General features: G+C 72.0%; 11 protein-coding genes. 6 read left to right on the top strand and 5 right to left on the bottom strand.

Translation table 11 applies throughout. The features are described from left to right. Positions 1-14: 14 nt before the first annotated feature. From ACFVSN_RS06405 to ACFVSN_RS06390, 4 genes are all read right to left on the bottom strand, one after another. The gene (locus ACFVSN_RS06405) at positions 15-1,043 is read right to left on the bottom strand and encodes a LacI family DNA-binding transcriptional regulator (protein WP_387591624.1); all 1,029 of its coding nucleotides are present in this window, start codon (positions 1,041-1,043) and stop codon (positions 15-17) included. 87 nt (positions 1,044-1,130) lie between these two features. Further along, on the bottom strand, positions 1,131-2,105 hold the full coding sequence (locus tag ACFVSN_RS06400; protein ID WP_387591627.1) for a carbohydrate ABC transporter permease: 975 nt from the start codon (positions 2,103-2,105) through the stop codon (positions 1,131-1,133). Beyond that, positions 2,102-3,049 (bottom strand): ABC transporter permease, encoded by a 948-nt coding sequence (locus ACFVSN_RS06395; RefSeq protein WP_387591630.1) that lies wholly within the window; start codon positions 3,047-3,049, stop codon positions 2,102-2,104. Before ACFVSN_RS06395 ends, ACFVSN_RS06400 begins: the two co-directional genes overlap by 4 nt. Next, on the bottom strand, positions 3,046-4,716 hold the full coding sequence (locus ACFVSN_RS06390) for an ABC transporter substrate-binding protein (RefSeq protein WP_387591633.1): 1,671 nt from the start codon (positions 4,714-4,716) through the stop codon (positions 3,046-3,048). The genes ACFVSN_RS06395 and ACFVSN_RS06390 overlap by 4 nt, the downstream gene beginning before the upstream one ends. Before the next feature lie 207 nt (positions 4,717-4,923). Between ACFVSN_RS06390 and ACFVSN_RS06385 the strand changes: the two genes are divergently transcribed. The 6 genes from ACFVSN_RS06385 (at position 4,924) to ACFVSN_RS06360 (ending at position 15,123) form a co-directional block, all read left to right on the top strand. Beyond that, a complete protein-coding gene (locus tag ACFVSN_RS06385; protein ID WP_387591636.1) occupies positions 4,924-7,779 on the top strand; it encodes a glycoside hydrolase family 3 C-terminal domain-containing protein in 2,856 nt (951 codons plus the stop codon). A 139-nt stretch (positions 7,780-7,918) separates the two neighbouring features. Beyond that, entirely contained in the window at positions 7,919-8,962 is a 1,044-nt protein-coding gene (locus tag ACFVSN_RS06380; protein WP_387591639.1) for an acetylxylan esterase, read from the top strand. A gap of 29 nt (positions 8,963-8,991) precedes the next feature. Continuing rightward, on the top strand, positions 8,992-10,392 hold the full coding sequence (locus tag ACFVSN_RS06375) for a GH1 family beta-glucosidase (protein ID WP_387591642.1): 1,401 nt from the start codon (positions 8,992-8,994) through the stop codon (positions 10,390-10,392). Next, the gene (gene yicI, locus ACFVSN_RS06370) at positions 10,389-12,671 is read left to right on the top strand and encodes an alpha-xylosidase (protein ID WP_387591645.1); all 2,283 of its coding nucleotides are present in this window, start codon (positions 10,389-10,391) and stop codon (positions 12,669-12,671) included. Before ACFVSN_RS06375 ends, yicI begins: the two co-directional genes overlap by 4 nt. Positions 12,672-12,825: 154 nt before the next feature. After that, on the top strand, positions 12,826-13,113 hold the full coding sequence (locus tag ACFVSN_RS06365; RefSeq protein ID WP_387591648.1) for a hypothetical protein: 288 nt from the start codon (positions 12,826-12,828) through the stop codon (positions 13,111-13,113). Between the two features lie 15 nt (positions 13,114-13,128). After that, complete coding sequence (locus ACFVSN_RS06360) at positions 13,129-15,123, top strand: TIM-barrel domain-containing protein (protein WP_387591650.1); 1,995 nt, start codon at positions 13,129-13,131, stop codon at positions 15,121-15,123. Positions 15,124-15,183: 60 nt separating this feature from the next. On the opposite strand, the gene ACFVSN_RS06355 is transcribed toward ACFVSN_RS06360, so the two are convergent. After that, positions 15,184-17,331, bottom strand: coding sequence for an alpha-galactosidase (locus tag ACFVSN_RS06355; protein WP_387591653.1), 2,148 nt, complete (start codon positions 17,329-17,331; stop codon positions 15,184-15,186). Positions 17,332-17,719: the final 388 nt, after the last annotated feature.

Raw genomic sequence — 17,719 nt, 5'->3', positions numbered from 1 at the left:
CTTCGGTAGGGGCCTCAACTGCGGTGCGGGGCCGGTGCGGTGCTTTCGCGGACGACGAGTTCCGGCGGCATCAGGAGGAGCTGGTCCTTCACTTCGTCGCCGGCGGTGGTCGCGGCGATCCTCGCCATGACCTGGTCGACGGCGACCTGTCCGAGGTCCTTCTTGGGGCTGGTGACGGAGGTGAGGCGGGGTGCGTGCTGCTCGGCCAGGGCGTCGGGGCAGATGGCGATGACGGATGCGTCCTCCGGCACGGTCCGTCCGCTGGCGCGCAGCAGGCTGAGCAGCGGGCCGATCGCGGCCTCGTTCTGGACGACGAACCCGGTGGTTTCCGGGCGGTCCGCGAGGATGCGGGCCAGGGTGCCGGCGGTGCTCTCGTAGGTGCCCTCGCAGGGCCGGTGGAGGAAGCGCAGGCCGCGCCGTTCGGCGCGGGAGCGGAAGCCGTTCAGGGTGCGCTCGGCGTAGCCGGAGTGGCGCCGGTAGACGCCGCTGCTGTAGCCGATGAAGGCGACGTCGCGGTGGCCGAGGTCGGCGAGGTGGTCGGCGCACAGGGCGCCGGCCGTGGCGAAGTCGTGGTCGACGCAGGAGAGTCCGGTGGGGTCGTCGGGCAGGCCGATGAGTGCGGCGGGGATGTCCTCGGCGCGCAGGACCGGGATGCGGTCGTCGTCGAGCCGGACGTCCATGAGGATGACGCCGTCGGCGAGTCCGGTGGCGGCGACCCGGCGGACGCCTTCGGGGCCTTCGTCGTTGGTGAGCAGTAGGACGTCGTAGCCGTGTTCGCGGGCCGCGACGGTCACGGCGATGGCGATCTCCATCATGGTGGGCACGTGCACCTCGGGGTTGAGCGGCACGACCAGGGCGATGATGTGGGAGCGCTTGCCGGCCAGGGCCCGGGCACCCGCGTTGGGGTGGTAGCCGAGGTCCGTGATGGCCCGTTCGATGCGGGCCCTGGTCTCGTCGGAGATCGGGCGCTTGCCGCTGAGGGCGTAGCTGACCGTGCTCGACGAGACGCCGGCCTGCCTGGCTACGTCGGCGAGTGTCACCATCGCTCTGTCCTTCGTGTCGGTTCCGTTGAGGGCGTGTTCCCGGCCCGGTCCCGGTCCGGCGGGGCGCGCCGGACCGGAGCGGACGGCTCAGCCCTTGATCGCTCCGGTGAGGACACCGGTACGCAGGTGCTTCTGCACGAACGGGTACACGATCACCAGTGGTACCAGGGTGAGGACCACGACCGCCATCTGCAGGGAGAGCGGGGCGGTCTGCACGCTGGTGTTCCCGAAGCCCGAGTTGACCGAACCGGGCAGGCCGTTCGCCCGGTTGACGTAGGTGAGCAACACGTACTGGAGAGGCCATTTCTGACTGTCCGTCGGCATGTAGAGCATGACGTTGAAGAAGGAGTTCCAGTACCCGACGGCGTAGAACAGCGCGGTGACGGCGGTGACGGCGCGCGAGGTGGGCAGGACGACCGACCACAGGATGCGCCAGTCCCCGGCGCCGTCCATCCGGGCCGCGTCGATCAGTTCGGAGGAGGTCTCCTGGTAGAAGGCGCGCAGCACCAGGATGTTGAAGACGGAGACCGCGCTCGGCAGGATCAGCGCCCACCACTGGCCGTAGCCGCCGAGGCCGGTGACGACCAGGAAGCTCGGGATCAGGCCGCCGCTGATGAACATCGTGATGATCAGCAGCAGCAGGACGAAGCGGTGCCCGAGGGAGCGCGGCCGGGAGAGGCCGTAGGCGCACAGGATGGAGACGGCCATGGACAGCGCGGTGCCGACCACGGTGATGCCCAGGCTCACCCCCAGCGCGGTGATGATCGTCGGGTCGCCGAGCATCTGGCGGTACGTCTCGGTGGTCAGGCCGTCCGGCCAGATCACCAGGCCGCCGGCCCGGTTGATGGCGCCGGGGGTGGAGAAGCTGGTCAGGACGATGATCCAGAGCGGGACCAGGATGACGGCGAGCGTCCCGCCGAGCGTGAGGCCCTTGGCGGCCTGGCCGACGGCGGTGGGCGGCTCGTCCCAGGGCGGGCGGGCGGAGTTGGCCCGGCGGCGGGCGGCTGCTGTCGCGGTGCGGCGCTTCTCGCCCCGCGAACCCATGGTGAGTGCGTTCGTCATTTGCGGTACAGCCCGTCCTCGCCGAAGGCGTGCGCCAGCTTGTTGGCGCCCCAGATGAGCAGCAGCGAGACCACGCTCTTGAAGAGCCCGGCCGCCGCGCCGTAGCTGTAGCCGCCGGTGGCGATGCCGTAGTAGAAGGAGAAGGTGTCCAGGACGTCCGCGGCCTCGTGGCCGACGGCGTCGCGCTGGACCAGGAACTGCTCGAACCCGACGGACAGGGCGTTGCCGAGCCGCAGGACCAGCATCAGCACGATCACTCCGCGCAGGCCCGGCAGCGTGATATGCCACATCCGCCGCAACCGTCCCGCGCCGTCGGCGGCCGCGGCCTCGTACAGCTCGCTGTTGATCGCGCTCAGCGCCGCGAGGAAGACGATGATCCCCCAGCCCGCTTCCTTCCAGATCGCCTGGGAGGTGACCAGCAGCGCGAAGGTGTGTGGGTTGGTCATGATGTCCCAGGTGCCGATGTCGTGCTGGCGCAGGAACTGGTTGAGCACGCCGGCGCCGCCCAGCATCTGCTGGAAGATCGTGACCGCCAGCACCCACGAGAAGAAGTGCGGCAGGTAGACCACGGACTGGAAGAAGTTGCGGATCCGCTCGCTGATCACCGAGTTGAGCAGCAGGGCCAGGGCGATCGGGACCGGGAAGAACAGGATCAGCTGGACGAAGCTGAGGTACAGCGTGTTCTTCATCGAGGCCCAGAACGCCGGGTCGCCGAACAGCTGCTGGAACTGGTCGAAGCCGACCCATTCGCTGTGCCAGACCCCGACCAGCGGGTCGTACTCCTGGAAGGCGGTGACGATGCCGAAGAGCGGGACGTAGTTGAACACCAGGAGCAGGACGACCGCGGGCACCGTCATCAGCAGGAGGGACTTGTCGCGCCGCAGCCTGGTCCGCCAGTTGAGCCGCGCGGGGCCGGCCGGCTGCTTCGGGGCCGCGGTGCTCACTGGCCGGTGCCGTACTTGTTGAGGACGTTGTCGGTCATCCACTGCTTGAGCCGCTCGCCGGGGCCGGAGCGCCAGCTGGCGATGGCGTCCTGCACCTCGGAGACCTTCTTCTTGCCGTGGTAGCAGTCCTTGATGGTGTCGTTGACGTTCTGCGCGGCCGATGCCTGGGCGATGGCCTGGGGCATGCTGAGGTTCATGCCCCAGAAGGGCGGCTTGGTGAGGTACTTGACGTTGGCGGCCGACCAGCCCGCGTAGTCCTTGGTGATCTGTTCGCCGCCCGGGTTGCTGGTCACGGAGGGGGCGGCGGCCAGGAACTGGTAGCTCGTCACCTGGACGTCCTTCTTCCCCTCCTCCGTGAAGGTCGGCATGCCGTTCACCCGGGTGTGGTGGACGCCCTCGACGCCGAAGTTGACCAGGGTGTACTCGGCCGTGCCGTAGGGGGCGGCGAGGTAGTTCGCGACGGCGAGCAGTTCCTGGATCTGCTCCGGCTTCAGACTGGCGTTGAGGTAGCTGATCATGCTGGCGGCGGCGCCCATGTAGATCACCGGCGTGCCCTTGCCGTCGGCGGTGATGGCGTTGAAGGCGCCGCGCCGGTAGTTCGGGTCCGCGGCGGTGCCGGACTGGTGGTCGGCCAGGTTCCAGGCGCCCAGTCCGCCGCCTCCGACGAGCGTCTTGCCGCTGTAGAAGCGGGTGGCCCCGTTGGCGACGTCGCCGGCGAGCGCGTCGGGGTGCATGGAGCCCGAGGCGGCCAGGCGGTTGTGCCAGTCGAGGGCCTCCAGGAACTCCTGGGTCTCGAACGGGTGGGCCAGCTTGCCGTTGTCGACCCTCCAGTTCATGGGGACGTTCCAGGTGAACTGGTTGTAGGTCCACACGTCGTCGAAGGCCCACACGCCCCGTTTGGCGTCGGTCAGTTCCTTGCCGAGGTTCATCAGGTCGTCGGCGGACTTGATTTGGTCGGCCGTGATGCCCCGGGCCTCGAGGATGTCCCGGCGGTAGAAGGTGGCGCCGGGGATGCCGAAGCTGGTGGAGAAGCAGGGGATCCCGTAGAGCTTGTCGCCCCAGACGCCGTGCTGCCAGGCGCCGGTGGGCAGGGCGGCCAGGTTGGGGTACTTCTTGATGTTGTCGCCGGACAGGTAGGGGGTGAGGTCCGCGAGCTGAGTGCCGACCAGCCCACCGGTGTTGAAGTTGGCGTTCAGCCAGGCCGGCAGGTTGATCCAGTCCGGCAGCTTCTTGGCGGCGGTCATCGTCGGGATGATGGTGTTGTAGTTGATCCCGTCCGTCGGCTTGACGGTCAGGTCGATCCCGAGTGCCTTGTTCATCGCCTGGTAGAAGGAGTTGCCGACCGGCGGGGCCGTGCCCCACAGCGGGGTGACCGCCGTGTAGCTGCCGCCCTTGCCCGGAACGCCGGAGACGCTGGCGGGCGGGGAGGCCGGGTAGGAGAGGTAGGCCGGGTCGGTCGCGGCGTCGCCCGAGCCCTGCACGGGGGCTATGTCCGGCTTGACCGCGTTGGCGTTGGGTACGTAGGTCGGCAGAGCGGCCTTGAGGCCCTCCTTGGTGTTCGCCCCGGCCTTCTTGTCCGAGCCGCCGCCGCAGGCGGACAGCAGGGGCGCCATCGCGGCGGCTCCCGCGACCGTGGCGGCGGTAGTGAGGAAGCTCCTGCGGTTCAACCCGGATCTCATGGTGGCGTAGCCCTCTCCGTCGAAGCGCTTGGATGTTTCGGTGAGACTAACGACGCGTTACCGGTTGGGCAATAGGCTGAACAAATACAAAATCGTTTGTGCCATGGGGAGTTGACAGGCCCGTGGGAGCATGCCAGCGTCGAAACGCTTCGATCATCCGGTCGCCGAGCCGAGCCCGCCCGAAGGGTGTTCCACGTGAGTTCCGTGCCCGTGTCCGCTGCCGGCCTGCCCGGCTTCCGCAATCCCGCGCTCGCCCTGCAGGAGCGTGTCGACGACCTGCTCCAGCGGCTCACACCCGACGAGCGGCTCGCGATGCTGCACCAGTACGCGCCGGCGGTGCCGCGCCTCGGGGTCGGCCCCTTCCGCACCGGCAGCGAGGGCCTGCACGGCGTCTCGTGGCTGGGCGTGGCGACGGTGTTCCCCCAGGCCGTCGGCCTGGGCGCCAGCTGGGACGAGGAGCTGGTGCGCCGGGTGGCCAAGGCGGTCTCCACCGAGCTGCGGGCCTTCCACCACCACCGCCCGCCGGCCGTCGGCGGCCCCGAGCGCGGGGCGAACTCCCTGCAGGCCTGGGCCCCGGTGCTCAACCTGCTGCGCGACCCGCGCTGGGGGCGCAACGAGGAGGGCTACTCCGAGGACCCGGTGCAGACCGCGCGCATCGGCGAGGCGTTCTGCCGGGGTCTGACCGGCGATCACCCGGACTACCTGCGGACCGCCCCGGTGCTCAAGCACTTCCTCGCCTACAACAACGAGGACGACCGTTGCACCACCTCCTCCGGGGTGCGCCCGCGCGTCCTCCAGGAGTACGACCTCGCCGCCTTCCGGCCCGTCGTCGCCTCCGGCGCCGCGACCGGTGCCATGGCCGCCTACAACCTGGTCAACGGCCGCCCGTGCCACGTCAGTCCGCTGATCGAGACGGAGCTGCGCCGCTGGGCCCGGCCGACCGGCCACGAGCTGTTCGTGGTGAGCGACGCCGAGGCGCCGTCCAACCTGGTCGACCCGGAGCACTACTTCGACGACCACGCCGAGTCCCACGCGGCCGCGCTCAGGGCCGGCATCGACAGCTACACCGACCACGGCGAGGACACGGAGACCGTGGTCGGCCGGCTGCGCGAGGCCCTGGAACGCGGCCTGATCGACCAGGACGACGTGGACCGCGCCGTCCGCCGCCAGCTCGAAGTGCGCTTCCGCCTCGGCGAGTTCGACCCCGAGCTGGACCCATACGCCGCCATCGGCCCGGAGGTGATCGACTGCGCCGAGCACCGCGAGCTGGCCCGGCAGGCCGCGACCGAGTCCGTCGTCCTGCTCAAGAACGACGGCATCCTGCCGCTCGACCCCGCCCGCACGCCCCGGATCGCCGTCATCGGCCCGCTCGCCGACGCACTCTTCGAGGACTGGTACAGCGGCACCATGCCGTACCGGGTCGGCGTCGCCACCGGCCTCGGCGCGGCCCTCGCCCCGCACGGCGGCGAGATCGTCCGGGTGGAGGGCAGCGACCGGATCGCCCTGCGCTCGCGCACCACCGGTGACCTGCTCGGCAAGACCTCCTTCGACGTGACCGACTGGGGCGGTGGCGCCTCCACGCTGCGCGCCGTCCACACCGGCCGCTACCTGACCCTGCAGGACGACGAGGGCCTGGCCGCCGACCAGGACGTCATCAAGGCCTGGTTCGTCAAGGAGACCTTCCGGTTCGAACCGGCCGGCGAGGACACCGTGCTGCTGCGCAACGTCTTCACCGGCCGCTACGCCGCCGTGGACCCGACCGACGGCCGGGTGACGGTCACCGCCGAGACCCCGGAGGCCGCCGAGCGCTGGCAGCGCGAGCTGCTGCGCGACGGCCGCGCCGAGGCGCGCGAAGCCGCCGCGACGGCGGACGCCGCCGTCGTCGTCCTCGGCAACCACCCGTTGGTCAACGGCCGCGAGACGGAGGACCGCGCCGACATCCGCCTGCCCGAGGGCCAGGAGGAGCTGCTGCGCGCCGTCGCCGAAGCCCGCCCGGAGACGGCACTGGTGCTGATGAGCAGCTACCCGTTCGCCGCCGACTGGGCCGCAGAGCACCTGCCCGCCGTGGTGTGGACATCCCACGGCGGGCAGGAAACAGGCCACGCGCTGGCCGCCGTCCTGCTCGGCGAGGCCGAGCCCGCCGGCCGTCTGCCGCAGACCTGGTACCGCGGCGACGACCCGCTGCCCGCCCCGCTCGACTACGACATCATCAAGGCCGGCTGGACCTACCAGTACCACCAGGGTGCCACCCTCTACCCCTTCGGCCACGGGCTGTCCTACACCGACATCGCCTACCGCGACCCGCGCCTGTCGCAGCCGTCGATCGGCCCGGACGGCGAGGTCGACCTCACCGTCACCGTGGAGAACCGCGGCCGGCGCGCCGGCAGCGACGTCGTCCAGGTCTACGTCCGCGCCCTGGACGCCCGCTACGCGGCGCCCCGGCTGCGCCTGGCCGACTTCCGCAAGGTCCGCCTGGAGCCGGGGGAGACCCGCGAGCTGACGTTCCGGCTCCCGGCCGAGCGGTTCGCCCACTGGGACGTCGCCACGGGCGCCTTCGCCGTCGACCCCGGCGACTACGAGGTCATCGTGGCGCGGTCGGCCGAGGACGAGGTGCTCGTCACGCCGCTCACCGTGACCGGGGCGGCGCCCGCTGCCCGCGCCGTCGTCGGACGGACCGTCCGGGCCGTCGACTTCGACGACCACACGGACGTCACCATCGTCGATGCCACCCGCGCCGACGGCGACGCCGTCACGCCCGCCGACCCCGGACAGCCCGCGGCGCTCCTGTTCCGCACCTCCGACGTGACGGGGGCCGTCCGGGTCGAGGTCGAGACCGCCCGCGCGGACGACGCGAACGGCACTGCCCGGCTGGAGGTCCGGGCCGACGGCCGGGTGCTGGCCGAGATCGACGTGCCCGTGACCGGCGACCGCTACGCCTGGACGAGCACCACCGCCGAACTCGCCACCCCGCTCGACGGCGTGCAGGACGTGAGCCTGATCCTGCACGGCGACTTCCGGCTCACCGCCTTCCGCTTCGCCGCGGCCGGCTGACGCCTCCCGCCCCACAGACCGGCGGCCCGTCCTGGGGGAAGACGGGCCGCCACCCGTTCCAGCCCGGCTCACGGCCCGGGCATCCCGCTCGCCACACGGGCGCCGACCCGCAGTCACCAGCCACCCGGAGGCGGCCCGCATGTCACTGCTCACACCCCACCACCTGACCTCGAACTCGCAGCACCCGGAGGAATCCCCCATGCCCGTCACCGACTTCGGTGCCGACGAACTCGCCGGCTACCGGCCCGAGTCGACCGCCCCGCAGGACTTCGACGAGTTCTGGCAGCGCACCCTCGCCGAGGCCCGCTCGCACGGCGGGGCCGTCAAGGCCGAACGCGTCACCGCGCAGTACGGACTGCGCACCGTGGAGGTCGACGACGTGCGCTTCCCCGGCTGGAACGGCGAGCCGGTGGCCGCCTGGCTGCTGCGCCCGCGCGGCGTGGACGGGCCGCTGCCGGTCGTCGTCACCTACATGGGCTACTCCGGCGGCCGCGGGCTGCCCACCGAGCACCTGTTCTGGTCCGCCGCCGACTACGCCCAGCTCGTCGTCGACAGCCGGGGCCAGGGCCACGACACCCCGGACCGGGGCATGGGCGACGGCACCCAGTGGGTCGGCGGCTTCATGACCAAGGGCATCGACTCCCCCGAGAACCACTACTACCGGCGGCTGATGACCGACTGCGTGCGCGCGGTCGACGCCGTCGCGCAGCTGCCCGGTCTCGATACCGACCGGATCGTCGTGGCCGGCGGCAGCCAGGGCGGCGGCCTGTCCCTCGCCGTCGCCGGGCTCACCGGGGACCGCGTGGCCGCCGTGATGCCGGACGTACCGTTCCTGTGCCACTACCGCGAGGGCGCGCAGACCTCCCTGGACGGTCCGTACCAGGAGCTCGTCAGCTACCTGCGCTGGCACAGCCGGGAGCGCGTGCAGCCGACCTTCGCCACCCTCGCCTACTTCGACGGCGTCAACTTCGCCCAGCGGGCCACCGCTCCGGCCCTGTTCAGCGTCGGCCTGATGGACCCGATCTGCCCGCCCCGGACGGTCTACGCCGCCTTCAACCACTACGCGGGCGAGGACCGCACCATGACGGTGTGGCCGTTCGCCGACCACGCCGGCGGCTGCGGCTCCAACCCGCCCGTCCAGCTGGCCTGGCTGCGCGAGCACGGGCTGGCGCCGCAGCTGTGAGCGCCGCGCCCTCCGGCGCCGGGACACCCGTGACCTCCCCGGCCTTCCCGGACCTGCCCGCCGGATTCCGCTTCGGCGCCGCCACCGCCGCCTACCAGATCGAAGGCGCCCACGACGAGGACGGCCGCGGCCCCTCCATCTGGGACACCTTCAGCCACACCCCGGGCCGCACCCTCGGCGGCGCCACCGGCGACACCGCCTGCGACCACTACCACCGCTACCCCGAGGACGTCGCCCTGCTGCGGGAGCTCGGCGTCGACGGCTACCGCTTCTCGATCTCCTGGCCGCGCCTCCTGCCCGGCGGCACCGGCCCGGCCAACGCGAAGGGCCTGGACTTCTACGACCGCCTGATCGACGAACTGCTCGCCGCCGGGATCGCGCCCGCCGCCACCCTGTACCACTGGGACCTGCCCCAGGCCCTGGAGGACCGCGGCGGCTGGCGGGCGCGGGAGACCGCCGAGGCGTTCGCCGAGTACGCGGCCCTCGCCGCCGAACGGTACGGCGACCGGGTCGAGCGCTGGATCACTCTCAACGAGCCATTCTGCTCCGCCTTCGTCGGCTACGCCGAGGGCCGGCACGCCCCCGGCGCCCGGGAGGGCCGCGGGGCATTGGGGGCCGCCCACCACCTCCTCGTCGGCCACGGGCTCGCCGTCCGGGCGCTCCGCGCGGCGGGAGCCCGGGAGGTCGGGATCGCGCTCAACCTCGACCGCCTCCACCCCGCCTCCGGCCGGTCCGAGGACCTCGCCGCACTGCGCCGCGCCGAGGTCCTGCACAACGAGGTCTGGACCGAGCCGCTGTTCGCCGGGTGCTACCCCGCGCACGAGGCCGAGACCTGGGGAGGACTCGCGGACGGTCCGTGGCGCCGGCCCGGCGACCTCGAACTGATCGGCGTGCCACTGGACTTCGTCGGCATCAACTTCTACCGCCCGGTCACCGTCGCGGCCGCCCCGCACCGCGAGTCCGACCCCGAACTGCGCACCGCCACGGACATCGGCGTCACCGAACCGAACCCGTACGGCACCCGGCTCACCACCATGGGCTGGCCCGTCGTCCCGTCCGCGTTCACCGAACTGCTCACCGGGCTCCACGCCCGCTACCCGCGGCTCCCGCCGCTCTGGATCACCGAGAACGGCTCCGCGGAGGCCGACGGCATCACCCCCGACGGCCGCGTCCACGACCCGGAGCGGACCGACTACCTGGCCGGCCACCTCGCCGCCGTCGCCGACGCCATCGCGGCCGGGGTCGACGTGCGCGGCTACTACGTCTGGTCGCTGCTGGACAACTTCGAGTGGGCCCGCGGCTACGAGCAACGCTTCGGCCTGGTCCGCGTCGACTACGACACCCTCACCCGCACGCCCAAGGACAGCTACCACTGGTACCGGGGCCTGATCACCGCGCACCGCGCGCGGACGGAGGAAACCGCCCGATGAAGTTCACCGACGGCTACTGGCTGATGCGCCCGGGCGTCACCGCGCGCTACGCCGCCGAGGTCGCCGACGTCCGGACCGGCGAGGACCGGATGACCCTCTACGCGCCCGTCAAACACGTGCGCGGCCGCGGTGACACGCTCAACAGCCCGCTGCTGACCGTCGAGTGCTGGTCCCCGGCCGAGGGCGTGATCGGCGTGCGCACCACCCACCACGCCGGCTCGGTGCGGCGCGGGCCGGAGTTCGCACTGCCCGGCGCCGAACAGGGCAGCGGGAAGGTGCGCCGGGACGGCGACGTCGTGGAGCTCTGCGCCGGCGAACTGACACTGCGGGTGGACACCTCCAAGCCGTGGCAGCTGGAGTTCACCGCCGGCGGGCGGGTCCTGACCTCGGTGGGCGAGCGCGGCACCGGCTTCGTCACCGACGCAGACGGCCGCCACCACATGCTCGGACAACTCGCCCTGGGCGTCGGCGAGCTGGTCTACGGCCTGGGGGAGCGGTTCACCCCGTTCGTCCGCAACGGCCAGGTGGTGGACATCTGGCAGGCGGACGGCGGCACCAGCAGCGAACAGGCCTACAAGAACGTCCCCTTCCACCTCACCAACCGGGGCTACGGGGTGTTCGTCAACCACCCCGGCAGGGTCGGCTACGAGGTCGGCTCCGAGTCCGTCGGGCAGGTCCAGTTCAGCGTCGAGGACCAGTCGCTGGAGTACTTCGTCATCCACGGCCCGACCCCCAAGCTGATCCTGGAGCGCTACACCGCGCTCACCGGCCGCCCCGCGCTGCCCCCGGCCTGGGCGCTGGGCCTGTGGCTGACCACCTCCTTCACCACCGAGTACGACGAGGCCACCGTCAACCGCTTCGTCGGCGGCATGGCCGAGCGCGGCATCCCGCTGAGCGTCTTCCACTTCGACTGCTTCTGGATGCGCGGGTACCAGTGGAGCGACTTCCGCTGGGACCCGGACACCTTCCCGGACCCGGCGGGCATGCTCGCCAGGCTCAAGGAGCAGGGGCTGCACATCTGCCTGTGGATCAACCCGTACATCGCGCAGAAGTCGGAGCTGTTCGCCGAAGGCATGCGCGAGGGCCACCTCGTGCGGCGCCCGGACGGCAGCGTCTGGCAGTGGGACCTGTGGCAGCCGGGCATGGCCCTGGTGGACTTCACCAACCCCGCCGCCCGCGACTGGTACACCGGCAAGCTGCGCGCCCTGCTGGACGTCGGGGTGGACTGCTTCAAGACGGACTTCGGCGAGCGCATCCCCACCGACGTGCTCTGGCACGACGGTTCCGACCCGGAGCTGATGCACAACTACTACACCCACCTGTACAACCAGGCGGTGTTCGAGCTGCTCCGGGAGGAGCGCGGGGAGGGCGAGGCGCTGCTGTTCGCCCGTTCCGCCACCGCCGGCGGCCAGCAGTACCCGGTGCACTGGGGCGGCGACTGCGAGTCGCACTTCAACGCGATGGCGGAGTCGCTGCGCGGGGGCCTCTCCCTCGGCCTGTCCGGCTTCGGCTTCTGGAGCCACGACATCGGCGGCTTCGAGGGCACCCCGACCCCGGCGGTCTTCAAGCGCTGGACCCAGTTCGGCCTGCTCTCCTCGCACAGCCGGCTGCACGGCAGCAAGTCCTACCGGGTGCCGTGGGACTTCGGCGACGAGGCGGTCGAGGTCACCCGCGAGTTCACCCTGCTCAAGCACCGGCTCGCGCCCTACCTCCAGCGCGCGGCGCAGCAGGCCCACGCCACCGGCCTGCCGGTGATGCGGGCGATGGTGCTGGAGTTCCCGGACGACCCGGCCGCCGCCACGCTCGACCGGCAGTACCTGCTCGGCGACGACCTCCTCGTCGCCCCGGTCTTCACCGAGGACGGCACGGTCGAGTACTACGTGCCCGAGGGGACCTGGACCAACGTCCTGACCGGCGATCGGGTCACCGGCCCGCGCTGGGTGCGCGAGCAGCACGGCTTCCACACCCTGCCGCTGCTCGCCCGACCGGACTCCGTCATCCCGCTCGCGGCGGACGACCAGCGCCCGGTGTCTGCCTGGGCGGAAGGCGTCGAACTGCGGGTCCACGCCTTCGCGGACGGCGCCGAGCGCACCGTCGTGATCCCGCGCGGCGACGGCCCCGGCGAGACCGCCCGCTTCCACCTGCGCCGCACCGGCGACCGCCTCAAGGTGACCACCGACAGCCCGCACCCGTGGCAGCTGAGGATCGGCGGCCCGGACGGCGCCCTGCACATCGGCCCGGCAGGCACCCGGGAAGCCGACCTGCCCTACCCGGCCTGACAACGGCCCCAGGACGCGGGTCCCCGCACGCCACCGAACGGGCGAGCGGGGACTCCGCTCCTCCCCGGACCCGGCCACCCCGGACCCGGCCACCCCGGACCCGGGCCACCCCGACCCGGGCCACCCCGGTCCCACCCGACACCCGGAAGCACGCATGGAGAGCCGCACCAAACGCCGCCTGACGCCCGAGTCGCTCGACGCCTTGCTGCGCGACTCGTCCGGCACCGGGTGTCGACTGGAGCACGAGCTGACCGACGGCTGGTTCAACACGCCGACTGGCACGCGGCTTTCACCGCCATCGTCGAGGACCACCTCGCCTTCTGCCGCCGGATGCTCGCCGACACCGACACCGACACCGTCGCCGGGCTCCGGTCGCTGGGACAGCGACGACAGCCACGAGCACCGGCACCTGGACATCCGCCCGCATCCACCCGCCACGTGAACAGAGGAGCCACCCTTGTCCTACAGCATCCGCGCGGGCGCCCTGGAACGGCACACCGCCGCAGAGATCCTCCGTATCGAGCCCTGGGGACCGGACGCCGTCCGGGTGCGGGCCTCGTCCGGGACCGTCGACCCCACCGCCCCCGGCGCGCTGGAGGACCCGCGGCCCGCCCCGCAAGCCGAGATGTCCGTGTCGGACGACGGCAGTGCCCGCCTGGTCAACGGCGGCATTGCCGTCGAGGCCTCGGCGGACGGCCGGCTGAGGTTCGTCGACGCCGCCTCGGGCCGCGAACTCCTCGCCGAGCGAAGCCCGTACGCGCACCATGCCGGCTCCCGCGTCCACGCGGCGGGCGGCCGGACGGAACAGTCCTTCGAGGCGTACGACGGTGAGCGGCTGCACGGGTTGGGGCAGCATCCGCACGGGCGACTGGACCAGAAGGGCTGCGTGATCGACCTCATCCAGACCAACACCGTCGCCGCCGTCCCGTTCCTGCACTCCTCGCGCGGCTACGGACTGCTGTGGAACAACCCCGCCACCGGCCGGGTCGAGCTGGGCGCCGACACCACCCGGTGGACCGCCGACGCCGGCGGGCGCATCGACTACTGGATCACCGCCGGTGACACCCCGGCCCGGATCCTGAACGCCTACACCCTGGCCACCGGCCGTCCGCCCCTGCTGCCCGAATGGGCGTCGGGCTTCTGGCAGTCGAAGCTGCGCTACCGCACCCAGGAGGAACTCCTCGCCGTGGCCCGGGAGTACAAGGAACGCGGACTTCCGCTGTCCGTCATCGTCTGCGACTTCTTCCACTGGCCGAGGATGGGCGACTGGTGCTTCGAAGAGAGCGAGTGGCCCGACCCCGCCGCCATGGTCGAGGAGCTGTCGGACCTCGGAGCGAGGCTCGCCGTCTCGGTGTGGCCCACCGTCGAGCCCGGAAGCGACGCGTACGACGGGCTCCGCTCAGCCGGGCACCTCGTACGGGACACGGGCGGCGGCCTGCTGACCTTCCCGTGGCCGTCCCGGCACAGCGGGCAGGCTCTGATCCGCCCGATGGCGTACTACGACGCCACCCACCCCGGAGCCCGCGCCGCCCTGTGGCAGCGGCTGAACGACAACTACCGCTCACTGGGAGTGGCGTGCTTCTGGCTCGACGCCTGCGAACCCGACGTGCCCCCGGGCCTGGCCGAGCGCGCCGTCTACGCGGCAGGGCCGGCCGCCGTGGCCGCGAACCTCTACCCGCTGGAGCACGCCCGCGCGGTGGCCGACGGCCTGCGCGCGGCGGGCGAGGACCGCCCGCTGTCGCTGGTCCGCTCCGCCTGGGCGGGCAGCCAGAAGCACGGCGCCCTGCTGTGGTCCGGCGACATCCCCACGACATTCGACTCCCTCGGGCGCCAGATCAGGGCGGGGCTGAACGTCGCGATGAGCGGCATCCCCTGGTGGAACACCGACATCGGTGGCTTCTTCGGCGGCGACCCGGACGACCCGGCCTACCGCGAGCTGATGGTCCGGTGGTTCCAGTACGGCACCTTCAGCCCCGTCATGCGGCTGCACGGCGACCGCGCGCCCAACTACCCCGCCTTCGGGACGGACATGACCGGCGGGCCGAACGAGGTCTGGTCGTACGGGGAGGAGGCGTACGGCATCCTCCGCGACCACCTGTTGCTGCGCGAGCGCCTGCGCCCGTACCTGCACGGCCTGTCCGAGGACGCCCACCGCACCGGCGCCCCGCCCATGCGTCCGCTGTTCTTCGACTTCCCCGAGGACGAGCGCGCCTGGGAGGTGGACGACCAGTTCCTGCTCGGCCCCGACCTGCTGGTGGCACCCGTGTACGAGGCGGGCGTCCGGGCCCGCCGGGTGTACCTGCCGTCCGGCACCCGTTGGTGCGACCCGGCCACCGGCGGTGTGCTGGAGGGCGGAACGACGCTCGACGCCGAGGCCCCGCTGGAGCGCATCCCGGTCTTCGTACGAGAAGGCGCCGACGTCGCGGCCCGGCTGACATCCTCTGCGGCCTGAGGAAGGAGAGAACGGTCGTGCAATCCCTCCGCGCGGCGCGGTACGCCTTCGTCGACCTCGTCATCGCCTCCCGGAGGCCGGCGGCTGCGTCCGGGCCTCAAGCACCAACGCCTGGCCGGGCTGGTTGGCCAGGGCCGGGGCGGCCAGGCCGACCTGGGTCAGGAACCGGCCGGTCAGGGTGAGCGCGGACGCCCGTCGTGCCCAGGCGGGCCAGGTGTGCTCTGGGCAGGAGAGCTCGGGCCGCACCCGCAGGGCGTAATGGACCTCGGGGTCCAGGCCCGCGAGGCGTACGGGCGCGCCGTTCTCGGCGACGGAGGTGTCGAGTTGGACGTACACGAAGACGGCGCGGGTCCGGTCCCGCGAGACGACGCCGTGGACCCAGGCGGCCGGGTCGGGGTGGTCGGTGCGGACGACGTCGCCGCCGTGGAGCAGCGGCCGTAGCTGCTTGTAGGCACCGACCCATGAGGTCAGTGCGGTCAGCTCGTCCTGCGACCAGTTCGAGATGTCGGATTCGATGCCCGCGTGACCGAACAGGGCGGTGGCGCAGCGGAAGGCGAGCGTGGTGTCGCGGCGGCTGATGTGGGCGGGGGCGGAGCCGATGTGGGAGCCGATCAGCTCGGGGGGCAGGAGCAGGCCGGTCCAGCGCTGGATGGCCTGGCGTTCGATCGGGTCGATGTTGTCCGATCCCCAGATCCGGTCGGTGCGTTCGAGGATGCCGAGGTCGGCGCGGGCTCCGCCGGAGGAGCAGGACTCGATCTCCAGCCCGGGGTGGCGGCCGCGCAGTTCGTCCAGGAGCCGGTAGACCGCCGTGGTCTGCGCGTGCACACCGGGTCGGCCGTCGTGGACGGCGTCGGCGAGGTCGCGGTTGTGGTCCCACTTGAGGTAGTCGATGCCCACGTCTCGGACGAGGGCGCTGATCCGCTCCAGTAGGTAGGCGTGGGCGTTGTGGTGCGCGACGTCCAGGACGTGCTGGCTGCGCTGCTCGAACGGGAGGCGTTCGGGGTCGGCGAGGAACCAGTCGGGGTGGGCGCGGGCCAGGTCGGAGTCGCGGTTGACCATCTCGGGTTCGACCCAGAGGCCGAACTGCATGCCGAGGCCGTGGACGTGGTCGGCGAGCGGGCGGAGCCCGTCGGGCCACACCTTCTCGTCGACGTACCAGTCGCCGAGGCCGGCCCGGTCGTGGCGGCGGTGCCGGAACCAGCCGTCGTCCACGACGAACCGTTCCACGCCGACCGTTGCCGCGGTGTTCGCAAGGGCGCGTACCTGCTCGGGATCGTGGTCGAAGTAGACCGCCTCCCAGATGTTCATGGTGACCGGCCGGGCGGAGTTCGGGTGCCGGGGTCGGCTCCGGAGCATGTCGTGGAATCCGCGGCTGATCCCGTCCAGGCCCGTGCCGGAGGTCGCGAAGTACACCCACGGGGTTCGGTACGACTCGTGCTCCGCCAACCGGATCTCACCTGCGTCCAGCAGTTCGCCGCCGCCGAGGACCGTCGTCCCGTCGGCCAGCCGCTCCGCGTACTGGACGTGGTTGCCGCTCCAGGCGGGATGCACGCCCCAGACCTCGCCGTGGCGGAAGCCGAAGCCTTCGGTGCCGGCGAGCAGCAACCCGGCGTCGAAGCCGGTGCGGCCGCGACGGCTCTCCCTCGACCACACACCCTGCCGCAGCGGAGCGCGCTGCGGGGAGCGCTCACGGGCCCAGCGGCCCGCGAAGTCCAGCAGTTCCGCGGTGTGGGCGGGCACCGGCAGTACACACGTGAGGACGTCCAGGGTGTAGGTGTCCGTGGCCGTGTTGGTCAGGGTGTGGCGCAGCCGCACCACGCCCTGCTCCGTCATCTGCAGTTCGGTGTCCAGCGCGAGCCTCGCACCGGGGTCCAGGGCCCGCGCACGGAGGGTGCCGCCCCGGCCGTCCTGGGCGCGTACGGCGGCCGGTTCGGCGAGCTCGAAGCGCAGAGGGCGCACCCGGCCGTCGCGGTGCCCGGACAGGGTCGGACGTCCGAACCAGCCCCAGCCCTGCCCCTGGGAGGGCATCAGACTCCCGGCCTGGTGGCGCGAGGTCCGGGCCATGGCGTCGAGCACCTGCGCGGCGTCGCCGGCACGGAAGCCGGGATCGACGCCCCAGTGCAGCACCCGGGGCATCGCGGGTCCGGTGGTGTCGAGCACGAGGGCCGCGTCACCGGCCGACAGCACGACGAGGTTCGCCTCAGTCATCTAGTCCTCGCTCAGGGGAGTCCTGGTCCAGTGCACGACGGGAGCCGGGCTGTACCGTCGCGGCGCGGCAGCTGTGGGACACGGGGGCGATGCGGTCACCGCTGCGGCCGACGAGCCGTGCCCGGCGCGGAAGCGTCCTCGTCCGTCTGGGGCACGGCCGGAGCCGTCCGGTCACGGGCCTGTCCGGTTCCGTCAGGAGCGCGGTCAGCGTTCGCACATGCGCTGGTCCGCCGCGTTCGCCGGTTCGGGCTCCCTTCGCCGGCGGGTTGGTTCCGTGCTCCCGCCGGACGGAGTGCACTCCAAGAGATAGCACGTTCGCCCTCGCGCTGAACATCCCATGGCCGGGAACAGGCGCAGGAGTCACGATGACAGGCCCGTATCTGCAAAG

The sequence above is a fragment of the Kitasatospora sp. NPDC057904 genome, assembly GCF_042887925.1.
Classification (GTDB): domain Bacteria; phylum Actinomycetota; class Actinomycetes; order Streptomycetales; family Streptomycetaceae; genus Kitasatospora.
This window is presented reverse-complemented; position numbering and strand designations above follow the sequence as displayed.

Excerpts from the sequence above, each read along its gene's own strand:
- ACFVSN_RS06405 (WP_387591624.1), bottom strand. The coding sequence starts at position 1,043 with ATGGTGACACTCGCCGACGTAGCCAGGCAGGCCGGCGTCTCGTCGAGC.
- ACFVSN_RS06400 (WP_387591627.1), bottom strand. The coding sequence starts at position 2,105 with ATGACGAACGCACTCACCATGGGTTCGCGGGGCGAGAAGCGCCGCACC.
- ACFVSN_RS06380 (WP_387591639.1), top strand. The coding sequence starts at position 7,919 with ATGTCACTGCTCACACCCCACCACCTGACCTCGAACTCGCAGCACCCG.
- yicI (WP_387591645.1), top strand. The coding sequence starts at position 10,389 with ATGAAGTTCACCGACGGCTACTGGCTGATGCGCCCGGGCGTCACCGCG.
- ACFVSN_RS06365 (WP_387591648.1), top strand. The coding sequence starts at position 12,826 with ATGGAGAGCCGCACCAAACGCCGCCTGACGCCCGAGTCGCTCGACGCC.
- ACFVSN_RS06355 (WP_387591653.1), bottom strand. The coding sequence starts at position 17,331 with ATGACTGAGGCGAACCTCGTCGTGCTGTCGGCCGGTGACGCGGCCCTC.